Origin of the sequence: Paenibacillus sp. Soil750, from assembly GCF_001428045.1 — a bacterium.
GTDB classification, from domain to species: Bacteria; Bacillota; Bacilli; order Paenibacillales; family NBRC-103111; genus Paenibacillus_E; species Paenibacillus_E allorhizoplanae.
In genome coordinates this window covers 181,236-200,497 of the sequence record NZ_LMSD01000041.1, presented here as the reverse complement: position 1 = coordinate 200,497, position 19,262 = coordinate 181,236, and the positions used below count along the sequence as shown (strand labels likewise).

The window sequence follows — 19,262 nt, the reverse complement described above, 5'->3', positions numbered from 1 at the left end:
AAAATAGTAGTTTATACCTCTTCAACAGTATCATGATTTCCTATGAAAACAAAGAAGCCGCGATGATATCATCGTGGCCACTTCATTAAACAGTTTGCGACGTTTCTCGCTTCAACATGTGTTCTCGATACTCGGTTGGTGTTAAACCCGTGTATTTTTTAAACGTTCGCAGGAAGCTCCTCGTATTCGCATATCCTACTGCATCCGATACATCATTTACTTTAATCGACTTGTCTTTCAACAGCTCCATGGCAGCCTTGATGCGAATCTCAATCATATAATCGATAAAATTGCTCTCCGTGTGATCCTTAAACAATCTGCTGATATAAGGAGGAGTCAGATGAAACATGCTAGCCAGTCGTTCCAAAGATAGATCATGCTCTTGATAATGCGTCCGAATATAAGCCAGCATTCGCTCAATCGTCTCATTCTTTCCGCGTTGGCTTCGCTTTTCCTCTATTTGTGATGCCAAACCCTCGAGAATATCGCCGACCAGCTGTTCGGCTTCCTTCCAGTTTTCACACTTTGCGATACGCTCATAAATGCTGCTCAATGGCCCCATCGATACTTCCGGTTCAATGCCAATTGCACTTACAGTTTGCAGTGACTTCATCATGAGATCATAGCACAGCTGCCTGATCAACTCTGGTGGAAGATTACTTTCGACAGCTGCACGGAAGGTATCTGACAAGTAAGCAAGCATCTTACCCCGATCGGTCTGCTTTAAAGCTTCCATGACTGGATCGGACATTCGGCTTAGCTTGTAATAATCTTGTCGGTCTGGCGGCTGTAAATCGTCTACAGAGATCACCGAGTGTTTTCCGAAAATCATTTTATAGAGTAATGCCTTTTGGGATTCATCGAACGAACGTGGTATCTCCTGCATATCCATACGGCATGTGCCTACACCTACCGTCACTGACAAACCGAATTGTTTTTTCATAATATCGAGAATTAATTCAAGAATGACCAATGTCCGCAAATGATTTTGCTCGGGGTCACCTTCAGCAAAACTTAGCAAGACGGCCGCCCTGCCGCCTCCTAAGTCAATAGCGGCACCCGCATGCTCTGATCGAATCAGCTCTTCCGAAACATTACAGAACATATAGGTGTACAAAGCTTCGTCACGCGGTGACAGTTGTTCGCCATCTTTGCTAATTTCTGCTGTACACACAAGGAAGCGCTCCGGATACATGCGTATCCCCTGAAACTCTAAATGATGATACACCGCATGGAAGTCAGAACGACTGCCATTCAATAGCTCCATCATGATCTTCCATTTGAGCATTGGCTTCGAATCCCTCACATGCTGTTCCAAGTGCTCACGGTCTGTTAGGATTTCATCGAAAATATGCTCTAAGCTGCTGAGTCCAATGCTCTCAGCTCCCTGTCCTCTCCCCTTCTTCATACCCGACATCTTGCCTGCTAATCGGTCTAACGGCTTAAAGGTCCAGCGATTCACATAGAATAAGGCAGACAACGCGAGGCTGAACATGATAACGGCAAAAATGAGCAACAGATTACGTGTAACTTTAAGGGGTTCAAATACCGTCGATTCCGGCATAATGCTGACAACTTTCCATCCCGTATATTCACTTGTCCGATAAAAAACAGACTGCTGCACGCCATCCAATTTAACGTTAAACGAACCGCTATCCGAATCTGTTAGTATCGTAGTTATATAGGGTAACGACTTCATATTGCGGTAAAGCTGAGTTTTATCATCATGCGTAACGACGTTCCCTTCTGCATCCAGAATGAAGAAATGGCCGGGATGACCATCCTCATAGATCGTCTTAATCATTTGGAACAATTCATCCTCTTGAATACTAATGGCCATGAGACCCTTCCTAAAGCCGGGGCTACTGAGGGCAGGAAAACTGCGGACCAAAGTAATTACATCCTTTGTTTTTTGACCATCCCATACTTTCTGCGTCGACAACCACTTAAAATATTCCGGCATATCCAAATATTGGGCTAACCAATTAAACTCTGTCGAGGCTTGTTTTAAAAAGGTTGCCTCGGTCATTAAATCTCCGCTAACATGAGAATAAGCAAATACAGAGGAGTAATTCGGATTATTCGCGATAAAATCCCTCAGCCTTGTCGTCAGTGTGTAATGGATACTGTATCTTTGTGCATCATCACTATAGCTATTATTCATAAAATAAATAAACTCCAACCCCTCGGCCATGGAGAGCAAATCCTTTTCCGTCTGGCGGAAGGCACCTTCGATCTTGGAGTCGACTTGTTTCAATAGTGCCAGATTGGTATCTTTCAAATCCTTTTGCAGCCTACCCACTGTCCCCGTATAGGACAGCCAGAACGTTAGGCTGATAATAAAGAGGAATACGATGCCATAAATCATCATGGCCTTCGCAGAAATACTGTTTCTCATGGCAGGCCTCCATTCGGTCGTGCACTTGTTTTTTATTGTATCATTAACACGACCTTCAGGAGGAATAATTATACATTAATTAATGGAATTCACAGTTACGTTCGCCAGAGAATAAATAAACAACGGTGCTCCTGTAAGAGGTACGCTTACAACTCCCGAAACTGCAGCGACATATTTATAGCTTCCATCAATGCCAACAATCGTTACTCCTGGTTCAGTCGTCTCAATAACCGCTGTTCGTGAATTGGTACTTGTTGTTTGCCAACTGGCATCCCATAAAGACGTGAGGTATCTATTCTTATTCTCATCCCAGAATTGATAGCCATAGTAAGGATTGGCAATGCCCGGTACCACACCTAAATAATTTGCATCTTTTAACACTCTAATCAGCGTATAGTAACCGTAATAACTCTCCTTAGGCTTACCATTCCAGTCGATCAACCCTAGGTTATGCTCCAAGTTATTCGTCTCCGTGCCATCATCGGCAAAATCGTACCAGTGCATGGTACGAATTCCGTTTGCAATGGCATGCATATAAGCTCTAGCCAAATAATTACGTTGGGTCGCACGATCTACTTTTTTCAAGTAGCTTCCACCTGTGTAAGTGCTCCACCCTAACTCCGTAATAACAATCGGTTTGTCTCCATCACCGTGGCTCGTCATCGTGTCTTTCAATTGCTTCAGCGTGTCGAGGAGCTTTTCCGGAGTACCTTGATCAAGTCCAGGTACAGCTGGATATTCATATTTGACATAAGGATGGACATCCATGACATCGAAATAGGTCTTCACTAAAGCACCATTCTGCCCATCGGAATTATAGAAATCATCCAGCCAATTCAAACCTTTGGTGGCATCTAAACGATCGAGACCCGCAAGTGCGGGCTCTACAAGTAGGCTCTTGCTGCTGATAGCTTTCAAGCTCTCATGGTTTATTTTGAGTTGACTTGCTACAGAAGCTGGATTTCGATTGGCAAGATCAGGTTCATTATAGGTAGAGAATGTATAGGCTCCTCCATTATTATCCGCCTCAACATAACTCGGTCCATGATAGAAGTAGTGGAAATTCAATCCACTTTTACCATAAAGGGTTTTCATAGCATTACTGTGATCCCACCATCTGTTCTTGTTGATACCTCCAAGATCTCTTAGCAAACGCAATTTCGTCATCAAAAAGAGATCTTCAGTCTCACCATGGTGCATATAGTTTCCTCCCCCATAGGGAGCATCATTGATGGCGAATATATCTCCGACACTTTCACCTCCAAGCACAGATGGTGTTGTTACTTTCAACGTCTGCACATCACGCCTTTCAACACCAGTCGTTTGAAAGGGGGTCACTGCTACATAATAGGTTGTCTCTGGCTTCAAAGCGAAATAGGGTAGATATTTACCTAATTGTTCAATGGACTTTGCCTCAGCTGTAAACTTAGGCTTTAATCCCAATGTACTAGTAAAAGGTGAGGTCTCCACGTAAACACCATATTTGTTTACATTATTAACCACACTGTTGTAACTGGACCAATCGAGATACATCGTGCTGTAATTTTTGAGCTTACCCGTGAACTCTACTTGATCCGGTGTTGCCTGCTTAGGAAGTGACGCATCATAAAGCTTCCAGCCCCAAATGGCTATTTCTCCCACCGTCAGGATTTCCGAATTATTCGCGTTATGCATAATGATTTTGACATATTTGGCAAACTGACCAGGAACGCCGTAGCTTGGTGTATTCACGAACACATTAGCCGTACGGCTGCTCGTATTCGTCGTGTAACTGAGGGATGTGTAATTCACACCATCTGTACTGACGAGAACTTCATACCCGTCCATGAACTTATTCCCGCCCGATGCCAAGGTCCATACGTCAATCTTCCCAATTTGATACACATCGTTCAAGTTAAATACAACCGCACCGAATTTACCTTTGGAGCCCCAGATCGAGTTGGTCGTTGAGGCTGCATCGGATTCCGTGCTAGATCCGTCGATTAAATCCGGCTGTCCCCCTACCGTGTCATTCTTGGATCCATCGTTATCAAACTTGATTAAATCGCCATCAGTGATGAATGGATTCTCGGTTAACCACGTGTAAGAAGCCCCTGTTGCAATTTTCGGCTTGGACGTATTGTAGGTGCCGGAAGCTCTCAAATAGTTATTACTGAGTATCGCCATAGGCTCAAGTGCATCTCCATATACCGCCACTTCACCTAGCCTCATGACTTGCTTGTTCGGATCTTTATGCATAATAACTTTCATATATTGCGCATTGACTATAGGCTTAATGGCAAGTGAAACAGGAGCAAAACCCGAATCTTGCGCATTCGTGTTCTCCTGAATCCCGACCCGATTGTAAGTTAGACCGTCATAGCTGGCGTATACTTCTAACTGATCCATATAACTTTGATTGTTCGTGTCCGCCCATACGGTAACTGAGGATACTTTAAATACGGATTTCAAATCATAGATGATCGTTCCATAAACCGCCGCTCCTACAACACTCCCCGTCGAATTGCTGGCATTGTCATCTGGGCCGTTACCACCATCCGACATATCCGGTGATGCTGATTCATCCGATGCAAGGAGACCTTGATCTGTCGCATGGGTCCCTTCGGACAGCCAAGTATAAGACGCACCTGTTGCAATTGCTGGCGCATCTGCCGGAAACAATTCACTTCCAACTGCGTTCCCACTTAGCAGCTTTTGATTGACTGCCGCCTGTACGGTTTGACTAGCGGGGGTCACTGCGGAAACCGAGCCAAGAAGAATCACAAAAGCACTTATCAGAGCACAACTTTTTTTCGTAATACGCATGGCAAAGCTCCTTTCTGGATGGTTAACTAGTGGGTCGGTATACCATCTGAGAACTATGGTTACCGACCCCATTCAGATTTACATAAATAACAGGCCATAAATGATTTTTGCAGCTTGTGCACGTGTCGCATTCATATCCGGTGCGAATCGATTTTCAACTAATCCGTTAATGATACCAGCCGCTTGCATGGACTTAACCGCTTCCTGAGCATAAGCGTCAATGTCGTGCTGATCATCGAAACTCACACCATCGATCAGGGTCTGCAACTCAATCTCTGCTAACGTAATTACTCTAGATGCCATAACCGCCATATCTTGTCTTGATATGGGTTGACTGGCACCAAAGGACCCATCCTCATACCCTTGGATGATTCCCAACTTCTGAGCGCTTGCCACTGCTTTGAAGAACCAATCGTCTTTTTTCACGTCGCTGAAACTCGTTGTAGCATCCGCTTCTGTCAGATCAAAGGCATTCATCAGCATCTGAATGAACTGGGCCCTCGTAACCTGTTCATTCGGAGCAAAGCGATCACTTTCAATACCATTTACAATTTCTCTTGCTGCTAATGCTTCAATGCTGTTTTGCGCCCACACGGCTTCCTGAAGATCCCCGAAAGTCACATGCGTATAGAAGGCCGTATATGAGCTAAGATGATTTGTCGTAAAAGTGACTTGACCTGTTGCGGCATCATATTTCCCATTCTTCACCACTTCAAGCGTTTGACCATCTCGGATGTGGTACACAATGATTTGATCGCCGTTCTCGTCAGGTGCGAGCATATAGTCCATGGAGATCTGAACCGCATCTCTATGGAAAAACGAATGAATGTTAATCCCGTCCAGGATGACATTAAAATCATATACAGCTTGGTTTCCTATGCGGGAATCCGCTGCTCCAGTAAGCGCATCTGAACGTAGCGCCTCCATTACAATCTCCAAAATAGCTGAGTTCGGCTTCACTTGGTCAGACAGCGCATCAGGAGTCAACGCTATCGTCGCCAAACCTGTTCGGAATTGGATTCTTTCAATATGATTCTTTTGAGCTGAGTCAAGAATGGCTGCAGGGAGCTTAAGCCGAAATTTCTTGGCACCTGTCACTTTCGCAATATCGATGATAAGCGTTCGATCAGATGATAATGCTCCTTCTATCGCTTTCTCCAAGGAATCCATAGGTACTTCAATCTCAAGCGTTCCGTCTTGATTCAGCACCGGGTTTGTAAAGCGGATCGTTCCAGCCTGAACCTCAGGAAGAACTGGCGCTGGCATCCATGCTCCCCCGCCTGAAGGCACATTACTTTCACCTGAAGGTAACTGAACGGTTACTCGACTAGTCGCCGAATAGCTGCCATCGACGGTCGTCACACGAATCGTTGCCGTTCCAGCTGAGACGCCTGTCACCGTTGCTTGCAAGCCATAGACCTCTTGCGATACGCTGACCACCGCTGGATCGCTGGTTGTAAACCGAACCTGTTGGTTGGTTGAATCACTCGGAAGTACAGTTGCATTCAGAACCATGGATTGCCCCTTGTTCAAAATTACTGTCGGTTGGTCAAGCTTCACGCCAGTAACCTTTACTTCAGGCGCATTGATTTGGCTGAATATCAGATCCTCAAATAACTGCGTGTTCTTACTGGAACCAATACCGCTCATGTATTCAAGCCAACCTCGGCGGGTTGTTCCATCATTCTCATTGATGAGCATGGAAAAGCCAAAAATGTCTTTGTCCGTCACTGTACGACCTGGAGGCAGCAGCTCTGTCCAAGGAATCGCGAGCTCATAGGTAGTCGCGATGGCGCTTCGATAAACAGCTGACTGCACAGTCGTCATTTCCCCTATTGGCTTGCCGTTAGCCGCGAGCCATCTCCAAACCATCGGACCTTGTTCGCCAAGTGCAATGCCGAACTCATTGTTGGCTGAGCTACCGACTCCGCCTTCTCTTCCAGTATCAATGGCAAATTGGATGCTATCCCCTTGCCACAGATCACCGCCAGCTCCAACTTGATAATGCTTGTCATCTTGAACTTCCATTCCAAAGTATAGCTGATTCATATCCCACTTCAGGAAGCCCTTGCCGCTTAAATCAGCCTCACCGCCCCAGTTGGCTATGTTTTTAATTTGATCTGGTCTGTTTATGACGATGGGCATGCTATTACTCCAGCTTTCCTCAGATAGCTTGCCATCGATAATTGGCGCTGTCTGGTCGTTTACAGCTGCAATAAAATTAAACGGTCTTTCCACAATCTTCGTAAATCCGTTATCCAAATCAATGGATAATTTCAATTTAGCTCTTGCTTGTTCCGGAAGAGCGGTAATCGGCATGGTGATCTTCGTAATTTCACCTGGCAATAAGCGATTGAAAGTAATTGGGCTTCCTTGGCCTAGGGCTAGATATACCGCCTCCGTAACTCGAACGGTACCGTTTAGCTCTTTGTCAGCAGTCGCATTCTCTACATAGATTGCCGCATTCCATTCATTCCATCTTCCAGGCACTGCAACCTCAGGCACAATACGAACTTTGACGGTCTCAAGTACGTTGACCTTCAATTTCATGGCTGCAATGAGTGACGTACCCGAGATCACTTGAATCGTAACCTCATGGACCTTCTCTTCCGCGTTAAAAGGGATGGGGATAGCAACCGGGATCGCCGTTGTTCCTGCAGTAAAGCTTTCATCACCTTCGAGTTTCCAATCACCGGAGGGACCCATGAGTTGAATCTTTCCATTCAGTTCCGCTCCCAAGCCAGAACGTTGAATAACCGTATGGAGCGTATCGCCACGTCTTACATCCACCGAAGTGTTTTTTAATACAAAGGAATCATCAATCGAAGTGATCTCCAAGCCCGTGCTCGAGTATATGAAAACAGGAGCACCACTAATTGTTAAACTTGCAATCCCATCATTAACCGGTAAGTAGGCGTAACTCCCATCAATACCCACAACAGTAAGGCTGGTATCCTTCGTTTTGAAAGTGGCTGTTTTGGTCGATTCATCAGCAGCCCACAGCGATGTAATGTACTGATTTTTCCCTTCATGCCAATATTCATATCCATAATACGGATGATCAACATTCGCTTTGGGTCCAATAAACTTGGCGTCTTTCAACACTTTTGCCATCGTATAGTAAGCATAATAGCTTGGTTTCGGAATGCCATACCAATCGATCAAGCCCAGATTATGTTCCAGATTCGTCGGATCGACTCCGTCATCTTGGAAATCATACCAATGCATGCGCTTAATACCGCCAGCAATTGCATGCATATAGGCTCTAGCTAAGTAATTACGTTGAGTCATCTTATCCACAGGTCGGAGATAGCCGCTTCCTGTATATGTGCTCCATCCAAGTTCACTGAATATGACGGGCTTATGTTGATCGCCATATTTAGCTTTCAGTGCACCGATTTCATTTATTTTCCCGATTAGCATTTCCGGGGCGCCTGGGACGAGACCTGGCAGACTACCTTCATGATTTTTCACATAAGGATGCACATCAAGAACATCAAAGTACGTTTTTACTACAGCGCCATTTTGGCCATCGGATTTATACAAATTCTCAAGCCAAGTCATACTTGCTGGCTCAGTCCCGCCTAAAGCAGGCTCAATAAGTAAATTTCGGTTGTCCACTGCCTTCATGCTCTCGTGGTTTTGTTTAAACTGTAAGGCGAGTGCAGAGGGATTCGTCCCTTTCAGATCGGGCTCATTGACGGTAGAGAAGGTCCAAGTCCCTTGCTTATTTTCCATGGGTACATCTTGAGGACCATGGTAAAACGTATGGAACCCGATTCCGTATGTATTCGAGAATGCTTTAACCCAAGAATCATGAATCCACCACCGATTAAGATTAATCCCTTCTATGCTTCGCATGAGCATAAGCTTACGGATGATATTTTCTTCCTCTTTGTCCCCGTGATGAACATAATTTCCTCCACCGTAGGGTGTATCATTAATGGCGAAAATGTCCCCAATCTTCTCGCCGCCAAGGACACTAGGCGTCGTTATTTTAATTGTGTTGACATCCTTACGTTCACCCGAAGTTGTGCTCGTTGGCGTTACAGCTATGTAATAAGTCGTCTCTGGCTCTAAGGATGAAACGAGAAGGAATTTCCCCTTCTGTTCGGCTGACCCATTTTCAGCTGTCACCCGAGCGGTTAGCCCATTCGTCGATGTAAAGTCATTCTTCTGTATATAGATACTGTATTTATTCACCTTATTGACCACCGAATTGTAGGCTGACCAATCCAGATACAACGTGTTGTAATTTTTAATAGTCGTGGTGAGTTCAACTAGATCCGGCATGTCTTTCTTGATAAGTGTCGCATCATACAGTCTCCACCCCTTAATCGCAATCTCGCCAGCAATTAACCGGTCGGAATCGTTGGCGTTATGCATGACGATTCTGACATACTTGGCGTGCTTGCCAGGGATTCCGTAGGAGGGCGTATTGAGCATCGCATCTGAGTACCGATTGTTCGGATTGGCCGTGTAACCTGTGGAAAAATAGTTGATGTTATCCAAGCTTAACAGAACCTCATAACCATCCATGAAATTTGCGCTGCTCGCTTTGGACCAGACATCAATTGAACCGATCTGGTATACGTCATTTAATGCAAATGTGACGGTTCCATATTGACCTTGCGAACCTGCCGTCATGCTGGCTGTTGTATCCGCTGTCCCCTCGGTGCTCGAGCCATCAATCAGATCAGGCAAGCCACCTGCACTGCCGTCATTCTTCGCACCAGCCTCATTATCCGTTGCAAGTAATCCTGCCTGTGTTACAAAAGGCTGCTCCGTATTCCATTTATACGTCGCTTTCGTATCCAACTTCGGCGTCCCCGCCCCGTAGTAACCACCGGTCTTTAATTGATTATTGCTTAGAATCGCCGGCTCCTGAACAGCATCACCCCAAATGGCAATTTCTCCAATGCTCAACTTAAGCTTGGCTGGATCTTTATGAAGCACAACCTTTACATATCTTGCATACGGGGCAGGTTTCATATCGCTGCTCACAGGCACAATGCCCGCATCATTCCCATATACACTCTCAGTTACCGCAACACGATTGTAATTGATGCCATCGAGACTTGCATGAATCTCTACCTGTTTCAATCCGCTTGCAGCTGAAAATTCTGACCACACCTGCAAGGATGTTAGACGGTTTACAGTTTGCAGGTCATAGACGACTGTTCCATAAGCTTCTCCAGATTGACTAGCCGTACTGACAACGCTTACAGAACCGTCCATCATTTTACGTGCAGCCAAAGGATCTGAAGCGACAAGATTGGATTCCGTTGCATAAAGCCCATCTTGCTGCCAAGTATATGAGGCTCCTGTATTCATGACGATTGTATTCGCAGGGAACAATTCACCTAACCTATTACCGCTCAGCAACTTCGGTGAAACGGATTCAGCCGCTTGAACGGTCATAGGACTCATCGAAGCCATACCCAAACCTTGTATAAAAACGATCATAGCGAAAAGGATGGAACTTATTTTTTTTAGACGCTTCATCACAGAACTCCCTTTCTCGAACGATTGACCTGACCGACATGTCATTTGATCTAACAGTTATATCAACCCACGTTTTCACACGTCCTCTCTGGTCAATGATCACAACTGGATGCTGAAATTAACTTAGTCAAATACGGACAAAATCACAAGAGACACTTTTTATATGACGTGGCATTTCTTTCGATCCTGTTGAATCGACTATCATTTAGCAGATTGCTTATGTTCACCTTAAAAGATGTAACCTGAAGCATGATGAGGTCACTCCATTCAACATAAAAAAAGCATTTCGAACAGAGAGAAATCCCTGCTGCAAAATGCTTAATTACCTTAGTTCGGATGTTTATCGTTCGGCTTCAATGAAATCGACAGCTGTTGTGTCGCACGATCGGCAATATCGTCAACATATCTCGCAGTCACTTGGTCAGCTTCTTCCAATAGCGTTATTTGAGGATGTAACCCTTCCAAGTCGCCAATGGAGAGGGAGAAAAGAAATGCTGCTTTGTTCAAAGCCATAAAGTCTATTGTGCGTTTCTCTCCACGATGAATGATCAAGTCTAGCCCGTATATGTCTCCTTCTTTGCTTATTTCCCAATCCCAACCTGCCAATGAGCTGGACAACTCTTCCTCACGTGGTGATCGAGTTTCATCCGACTCCTCAAAGACGGCATACACACTTTCGAATCGCAATACCATTCCATCAATGATCACCTGCGCTTTAGCACCTTGCTTCTCTAGCTGTACTCGTTCCAAACAACCGCCAAATTCCATGCGAATCCGGAAATCAGTCGCTGCTATGTTCCCTTGGATACGATCCAAATTGGGATGTGTATCCCCGCCATTCGTTAGAAAATTCACCCCGAGCAGCAGTTGACTGCTGCTCGCTGCCGTTTGGAGTACTGCTGAGCAATAATCATATCCGTCATGCAAACAACGCATTTGCAGATAGGTGCTATGTTCGCCATTATCGAAATACGCCACCATCCCTCTTGTTTGATTCCACATGATTTCATGACGAAACACGCCGATTGTATACGTTGGAGTAAGAAAAGTGTCTGCCCACTTCACAAAGCCAGTCTCCTCATTTCGATAATACATCTGACTGAGATCACTTTTCTTATTCGCAGTAAATAGCTGCACATAAGCTTCCGGGCATTGAATTCCGCTGCCAAACCATTCTGAATCATATTCTAAATCCCATTGGTTTAAGAAAACAATTTGGTTGCTTGTAGCTATCTGCAAGAATGAAAGCGCTCTATTATTCAGCAATGTGCTATAGCTGCGGCTGTGTGGACCTGCCCATTGCCTAGAGCTCGGATGATAGTGCTCCGCAACCATTCGCCATACCAAATCCAATAATTCAGTGGCGATGGACTTTGCGCGAAAATGGGTTGCATATGTATGAATTTTTGATAGCTCTACAATGGCAATAATGGAATACGCTGGACTATTGAATTCTTGAAATGTCCCTAACTTTACTGTATAGCGCTGAAGCTTCTCCAATCGATCTAGCCCATAATTGGCAAAATCCTTCCGTTCATACAACTCACCCGCGATTAAAGTCACAAATGCTCCCATGATCGCAATATTCGTATAATGAGGACCCACGTCCCGTTTGATAATGGCGTCACAGGCACAACAGACGGCTTCATGGATTTGTCTCTTTAACGATTCAGGCAACTTATGACCATGGCGCAGCATCGCTAACAGAAGTTCTTTTCCGCAAAAGTCAGCCCAATTCCAATCAGGCGGAGCCATCTGTGCCAGTGGTTCTTCGTAAAACCAAGGCCAGATTCCGTAGGTATCATGACTCTTCTCCCGATCTTGTAAGGTTAACACGCGACCTATAATATCGCAGGCTCTCTCCTCATATTCCGCGATTTCCGTATTTAACAAGCCAACCGCATAGAGCAATGAAGGATAAGTCGGATGAATCGTCGGATGATCCTGAGCTGTTAATGAAGTATGATACCCTGGACTATGAAAAGGGCGGCGAAGCATACAGATCTGAGGATCATAGTCACTTTCTTTCGCTCTAATGGCCTTTATTAATAACTCTTTATGATCAGAATTCTGCACATGTACGTTCATGTTGGGAAGTCCCTCCTTTAAAAGAATAACAATGGGAAGGTCAGCCTGCATAAGCAAGCAGCCTTCCCATTCATTTTTACACGTGTATTATTTCAAAAACTCCTTGTTCTTCTCATACCATTCTTGGGCCAGCTTCTCCACATTTTCCCCGCCAAGTCGCTTCCATTCTTTGCGAACTTCTTCCATCGCAGTTTCTGGGGTTGAAGCATTGCCGCCTGTTACGGCTTTTACCTCAATTTGTGTTGCAATCGGATGGAATGTTGCGATTAATTGACTGACTTCTGGAAGATCCGGATTGAATGCAATGTCTCTGCGATATTTATTTTTGAGGGCCACATTCAATGATTGCGTCTTTATTTTGGCGTATTCTTGGGATACAGCATCTTGCGCAGCCATGACCGGGAACCACTCCGGTACTAAGCTAAAATCAGATACGATTGCGTACTCATACGCGTAAGATACTTCCTTACGGGATTTATCAGCATTAAGGACTTGAGGAATCTTCCCATCCAACAGTTTGTAATGAACGTTTTCCTCACCGTACTTCAGGGACATATCCCCTTTTTCCATCATCCAATCTAGGAATTTAACAGCTGTTTCAATTTTATCTTCCTTCATCTTGCTGTTAAAAGCGACAAGAATATTCGCTGGCAGCTCCTGATACAAGCCATTTTTTCCATATTTACTAGTTACCGGCTCTAACGGAACCATCTTCGCATCCGGCACATTTTTCTTTAGATCTATAAATTCATTTTGCATATTCCAAGAACTCATATAAATGCCTGATTTGCCCGTCGTCCACAATTGACGCGCTCGCTGGAAGTTGCTGTCCGTGATATATTCTTTATCCAACAAACCTTGGTCAAATAACGATTTCTGATAAGCAATGGAATCCTTGTATCGATCCAACGTTCTACCAAATTTCATTTTGCCGTCTTCCAAATACCATTGATTCTCATTCACTGAAAAGAAGGCTCTGATAATTTGCACAGCATTACCATTGAACGCAATCGGTACGGTATCTGCTTTACCATTGCCGTCAGGGTCCGCATCTTTGAATTTTTTAGCCACTTCAATCAGTTCTTCCGTTGTCGTTGGTGCCTTTAATCCGAGTTTATCCAACCAGTCCTGACGGATCCACATGGCATGGTTGGCAATACCATCAATACTTCTACTGCTGGTAATTGCATACATTTTACCATTAATGGTCATTGCAGACTTCAGCTCAGGATGTTCTTTCAGATACTTTTTCAATGTCGTACTGTACTTCTCAATGTAGCTGTCAATGGGCTGAATGGCACCTTGGTTGGCTAATTGAGCAATATAGTTGCGATCATACTCCCAGATGAGATCTGGCGCACTGCCAGAAGCAACCAGGGTGCTTAACTTCTGTTGAGCCTGCGCTCGGGGAACTGGAACCCAATTCACTTTCGCAGGGGAATTTTCATTGATCCATTTCGTCCAGCGGTTATCCTCATAGCTGCCTTCTTCTGCGGCTACTGTACCTCTATCAAACGTGGAAATGCTGATTTCTTTCTTCGGTCCTACCGGTGTTGCCGCAGCTGGTGCACTGCCTTGTGGCGCAGTCGAGCTGCTTTCGGTCGTTCCCGTATTCGAACTACAGGCAGCCAGTACCGCCAAAGACAAGCTTGCAGCAAGAACTGGTTTCCAAACATGTTTAGACTTGTTCAATGAATTCATCCCCTTATAATTTGGTATCTATACCAAGGGCTATTTGCCCCATGATATCAGCCTTTAACCGAACCAATCAAGACTCCTTTAACGAAATGCTTCTGAAGGAACGGATAGACAATTAGAATTGGCGTAACTGCGATGACGATGGCAGCCGCTTTGATGCCTTCTGGCGTCAGGACTACATGAGCCACGCCCTCACTTCCAGAAGTGTTGTCGAGCAAACTCTGATCCACCTGCAGAATCATTTGGTAGAGCTTCAGCGTCAGCGTCTGCATGGTCGTTTTGGTCACATAAAGCAATACGTTGAAATACGAGTTCCACCAGCCCACAGCATAAAACAGGGAAAGAGCAGCTAAAATCGGCTTGCATAAAGGTACGATGATCTGAGCCAAAATTCGCCAATCACCTGCGCCGTCGATAGCCGCAGACTCCTCAAGTTCCTCTGGTAAGCCCTCCATGAACGTTTTCATCACGAACATGTTATACGTACTTATCAAAGCAGGCAGCCATAATGCCCAGTAAGTATCCATAAGACCTAAGGATTTCACGAGTATAAAATTCGGAATTACACCCGAAACGAACAACATCGTAAATGTGATGAACATGAGGATGGACGTACGTCCCATCAGTCTTCGTCTAGAAAGCGGATACGCAGCCAATAAAGTAAGTGCCATATTGAGCACTGTTCCCACAATGGTTACCAGTACTGTGTTGCGCATGGCTACGAAGAGCTGCCCATCCTGGAAAAGCCGCTGGTAGGCTTCCGTATTGAATTCAATTGGCCATAAGGACACCTCCCCCGCTGTAATGGCTCTACTGCTGCTGAAAGAAGCTACGATCTCATACCAAAAAGGGTATAAAGCAATTAGTGAACAAATAGCGAGCACCGTGTAATTCGCTGCTGTGCCCAAACGAGTAAATAATGGTTGATTTCTATTGTAGGTTTTCATCGATTACCAAAGCCCCCGTTCTCCGAAAACTCGGGTTAATCGATTCACGCCCACGACTAGAATCAAACCAACCGCGGATTGGAACAAGCCTAATGCTGTCGTATAGCTATAGTTCATATTTTGTAAGCCTACACGATACACGTAGGTGCTAATGACATCCGCTACATCCAGTACAGACATATTCTGGAGAACCAACGTCTGCTCGAGACCCACATCCATCATGTGCCCCATCCGAAGAACGAGCAAAATAGCAATTGTGCTGCGAATTCCTGGTAACGTAATGTGCCATATCTGGCGCAGTTTCGATGCTCCATCCATCTTCGCTGCTTCATACTGCTGAGGATCAATGGATGCCATAGCTGCTAGGTATAAAATAGTGCCCCAACCCGCTTCGCGCCAAATACCGGATAATGTATATGCGATTGGCCACCAGCCGGAGCTAGCCATGAAGTAGATGGGCTCGATGCCAAACATTTTCGTCAGCACCAAATTCACAACCCCTGTGCTCGGGGAAAGCATAGCTATAAAGATACCCCCTAGAACAACCCATGAGATAAAATGAGGTAGGTAGAGCAGATTCTGCACAGTCCTTTTATACCACTCTTTGCGCACTTCATTGAGGAGAAGCGCAAGAAGAATAGGTACTGGGAATCCTAAAACAAGACTGTAGACATTGAGCAGTAAGGTATTCCTGAGAACTCTCCAAAAATCAATACTTTGGAATAAGCTAGTGAAGTGTTTAAATCCCACCCAGTTACTCCCAAAAATACCATCTGCAAATCGATAATCCTTAAAGGCAATAATTTCACCAACCATCGGAGCGTATTTAAATAACAGATAAAATCCGATCACAGGCAGTAGCATCAGATACAGATGTCGATCCCGTATCATTCGGTTTCTGAATGTGGATTGCTTTGGTTTGATCCATATTGGCTTCCGTTGGTTTCTACCTGTATGGAAACCGGTCGCTCTTTCCTCCATGTTGTGTTCACCCTTTCGAAATTGAGCCTGCTGTTGTGCTGGCAATTCGATCGTATCCTGCGGTGAAGAGATTGGAAATAGACATGTTTTGCCCAGTTGACCTTTCTTACAAATCAACCTGTCACCTTTCTTACACATAGTTCATTTTGTTAAGGTGACAATAGACATTCCCTGTTTCTATGCGGGTTCTCACGTGGTATACAAATAGCAGTCTCCCCATAATGGAGAGACTGCTGATTATTCGATCTAGTTCACAGAGGCAATACTTTCTTATTTCGAAGCTTTCCAAGCGTCGATTTGTTTCTGCATGTCCGCCAAAATGTTGTCCAAGCCTGCTTTTTTCAGCTTCGCATTCATGGCTGGCAGTGTGGTGTCTGGATCAGCAATTCCCGTGATTAATCCCGCATAGAATTCATCTACAACGGATGCGGTTTGTGCCAATTCACTCTTCACGTTACTTGGGTCAAAGGAGAAGCCGAGAATTTTGGAAGGAATCGCAGCGGCATTCTTATCCGGACCTGCTGGGAACCATTTCGGCTGCGTTGCACTTGTTCGGAACGAGTTGAACATGTTGCCATACTCCCAACCGGAATCCACCCAATAGCCGGCATTGTCCATCTTTTTGATCAGATCATCTGAAACCTTCGTATAGTGCCTACCTTCAATCCCATAGCTCATCAAATTGAATAGCTCCGCATTGGAGTACATCAAGTTGTAGAACATCATCGCTCTTGCTGGATCTTTGGATGTACGGGAAATCGCCGTCATAGTCGCAATAATGGAGCCTGTGCTCATATAAGGTTTAGAGAATTCGATGGCTGCTACATTCGCTGCATCCCCACCACCAAAGCGTTGTGCTTGGTTGGCTGCCGAGTCCGGATTAATGACCGTGAAAGTGGAGGATACATATTTGCCTGCCAGTTCATCCGAGTTCGTATCTTTAATCGTTGCTGCATCTTTACGAATAATGCCTTTGGAGTACCATTCGCGCATTTGTTTCAAAAAGGCCGTGAATTCCTTCGTCTCATACAAATTCACAACTTTAGAGGAAGCATCGTCAATGCGAACTACACCCGGGTTCTTTTGTGAGAAATACTCAAGACCGATGGCACTGCCGTAGTTCCCCATAACATCCGTATCACCCTTCAGGCTGAATGGATATTTGTCTGGCTCAGACGCTTTCACTTTTTCGAAAAATGGCGTCAAATCGGCTAATGTTTTGAACTGATCGGCTTTATAGCCATATTTGTCTAAGGTCGTTTTGTTCATCAGTAAGCCTGGCGTACGAGCCAGAACTTGGGTGTTGATGATACCGTACAGCTTGCCTTTCACTTTTGCAGCATCCCAAGCAGCAGGAGGAACCTGTTTCAAAATATCTTGCCCGTATTTTGGCAGCAGATCCGTAATATCGAGGAAAGCCCCTTTGTTTACGTTTTGCAAATAGTCATTCGTCCAGTTGGATGTGAAAATCAGATCCGCTTTCTCGCCAGAAGCTGCAATCGCTTGCATTTTCTGATCATACGTACCCCAATCAACCAGTTGAATGTTCAATGTTGCGTTGATTTTCTCTTTGGTAATTTTGCTCATCGCATCTTGAACCAGCTTCGCGTCAGGAAATACGCTTTGCGGTAAATACCAAGTGATTTCGTATGGCTTAAGCTCCGTTGCCGCTGGTACTGATGACGCTGTCGTTGCCGCTGGAGATGCAGGTGTAGTAGCAGCTGCTGGTGATGGTGAAGAGCTATTCGAGCTGGAACCGCAAGCGCTGAGCAGCATAGTAAGGGACACGCAGCTTACAATAACGGGAGATAACGCTTTAATTGTTCTATTTTTCATATGATCGAACCCTCCTGATTTCATGGTCAAAATGGTACAAATGAAGTCATGTATTATCATCCGATCCGGATTCGGATTGACAAACGTTCTTGAGCCTTACATTCAGTTAGCCTTTAACGGCACCAACTGTCAATCCTTTGATCAAGTATTTCTGGAAGAATGGGAAAGCGAACAACATTGGGCCTGCTGCCAGAATGGCAATCCCCATACGGGAAGATTCAGCTGGAATCGCACTCATATCAATGCTGATGCCTGCTTGCATATTTTTCGTCAAAAACTCGATATTAGACATGATTCGCTGCAAGTAGTATTGAAGCGGAATCAGATTCTCATTTTGAATGTACAGCATGGCCAGCCACCAATCATTCCAATATGCTAGGGCGTAGAACAAGCCTACTGTCGCTAGGGCTGGTTTCGAAAGCGGAAGAACAATTCGCACAAAGGTGCTCAGTTCGGAAGATCCATCGATTTTGGCAGACTCAATAATTTCAAAAGGCAACCCATCCATAAAGCCCTTCATGAGCATCGTAAACCAAGCGCTGACCCCATACGGAAGAATTAAAGCCCAGATCGTATCTTGCAGGTGCAACACGCTGGTCATCACGATGTACGAAGGAACTAATCCCGCATTGAAGAGCAACGTGAAGAAGACGAAGTAACCAGTGATTTTGCTATACCGATAATCCTTCCGAGTCATGATATAGGCCAGGGAAGAAGTGAGTATCAAACTTAACACGGTTCCTACGACTGTCACAAAAATCGTCACCATATAGGATTGAAGCAGTGCCTTCGGCGTTTGGAAAATATACGAGTACGCGACAAACGTAACTCGCTCTGGGATCAGCTTATAACCATATTTGGCGATGTCCCCATCGAAGGAGAGTGAGACCGAAATCACGTACAGCATCGGATAGATGAACAGGATGGATAAAACCATAAAGAATAGAATGATCAGCCAGTTATTTTCTGACTTTTGCTTGATAGATGAACGCACCGCCACCCTC

9 protein-coding genes are annotated in these 19,262 nt (G+C 44.9%); all 9 read right to left on the bottom strand.

What is annotated here, in order from left to right; translation table 11 throughout:
- Positions 1–85: 85 nt before the first annotated feature.
- Positions 86–2,398: a helix-turn-helix domain-containing protein gene (locus tag ASL11_RS30410; protein WP_056623239.1), complete on the bottom strand. Its 2,313-nt coding sequence runs from the start codon at positions 2,396–2,398 to the stop codon at positions 86–88.
- A gap of 75 nt (positions 2,399–2,473) precedes the next feature.
- The gene (locus ASL11_RS30405; protein ID WP_056623237.1) at positions 2,474–5,203 is read right to left on the bottom strand and encodes a hypothetical protein; all 2,730 of its coding nucleotides are present in this window, start codon (positions 5,201–5,203) and stop codon (positions 2,474–2,476) included.
- A 78-nt stretch (positions 5,204–5,281) separates the two neighbouring features.
- Complete coding sequence (locus ASL11_RS30400) at positions 5,282–10,708, bottom strand: S-layer homology domain-containing protein (RefSeq protein WP_056623234.1); 5,427 nt, start codon at positions 10,706–10,708, stop codon at positions 5,282–5,284.
- Positions 10,709–11,035: 327 nt separating this feature from the next.
- Positions 11,036–12,796, bottom strand: coding sequence for a hypothetical protein (locus ASL11_RS30395; protein WP_056623231.1), 1,761 nt, complete (start codon positions 12,794–12,796; stop codon positions 11,036–11,038).
- A gap of 87 nt (positions 12,797–12,883) precedes the next feature.
- Complete coding sequence (locus tag ASL11_RS30390; protein ID WP_235550624.1) at positions 12,884–14,488, bottom strand: extracellular solute-binding protein; 1,605 nt, start codon at positions 14,486–14,488, stop codon at positions 12,884–12,886.
- A 56-nt stretch (positions 14,489–14,544) separates the two neighbouring features.
- Complete coding sequence (locus ASL11_RS30385) at positions 14,545–15,441, bottom strand: carbohydrate ABC transporter permease (protein ID WP_056623225.1); 897 nt, start codon at positions 15,439–15,441, stop codon at positions 14,545–14,547.
- A gap of 3 nt (positions 15,442–15,444) precedes the next feature.
- Complete coding sequence (locus ASL11_RS30380) at positions 15,445–16,422, bottom strand: ABC transporter permease (RefSeq protein WP_164483579.1); 978 nt, start codon at positions 16,420–16,422, stop codon at positions 15,445–15,447.
- A 270-nt stretch (positions 16,423–16,692) separates the two neighbouring features.
- Complete coding sequence (locus ASL11_RS30375) at positions 16,693–18,258, bottom strand: DUF3502 domain-containing protein (RefSeq protein ID WP_056623222.1); 1,566 nt, start codon at positions 18,256–18,258, stop codon at positions 16,693–16,695.
- Between the two features lie 106 nt (positions 18,259–18,364).
- Positions 18,365–19,252: a carbohydrate ABC transporter permease gene (locus ASL11_RS30370; RefSeq protein ID WP_235550623.1), complete on the bottom strand. Its 888-nt coding sequence runs from the start codon at positions 19,250–19,252 to the stop codon at positions 18,365–18,367.
- Between the last annotated feature and the right edge of the window lie 10 nt (positions 19,253–19,262).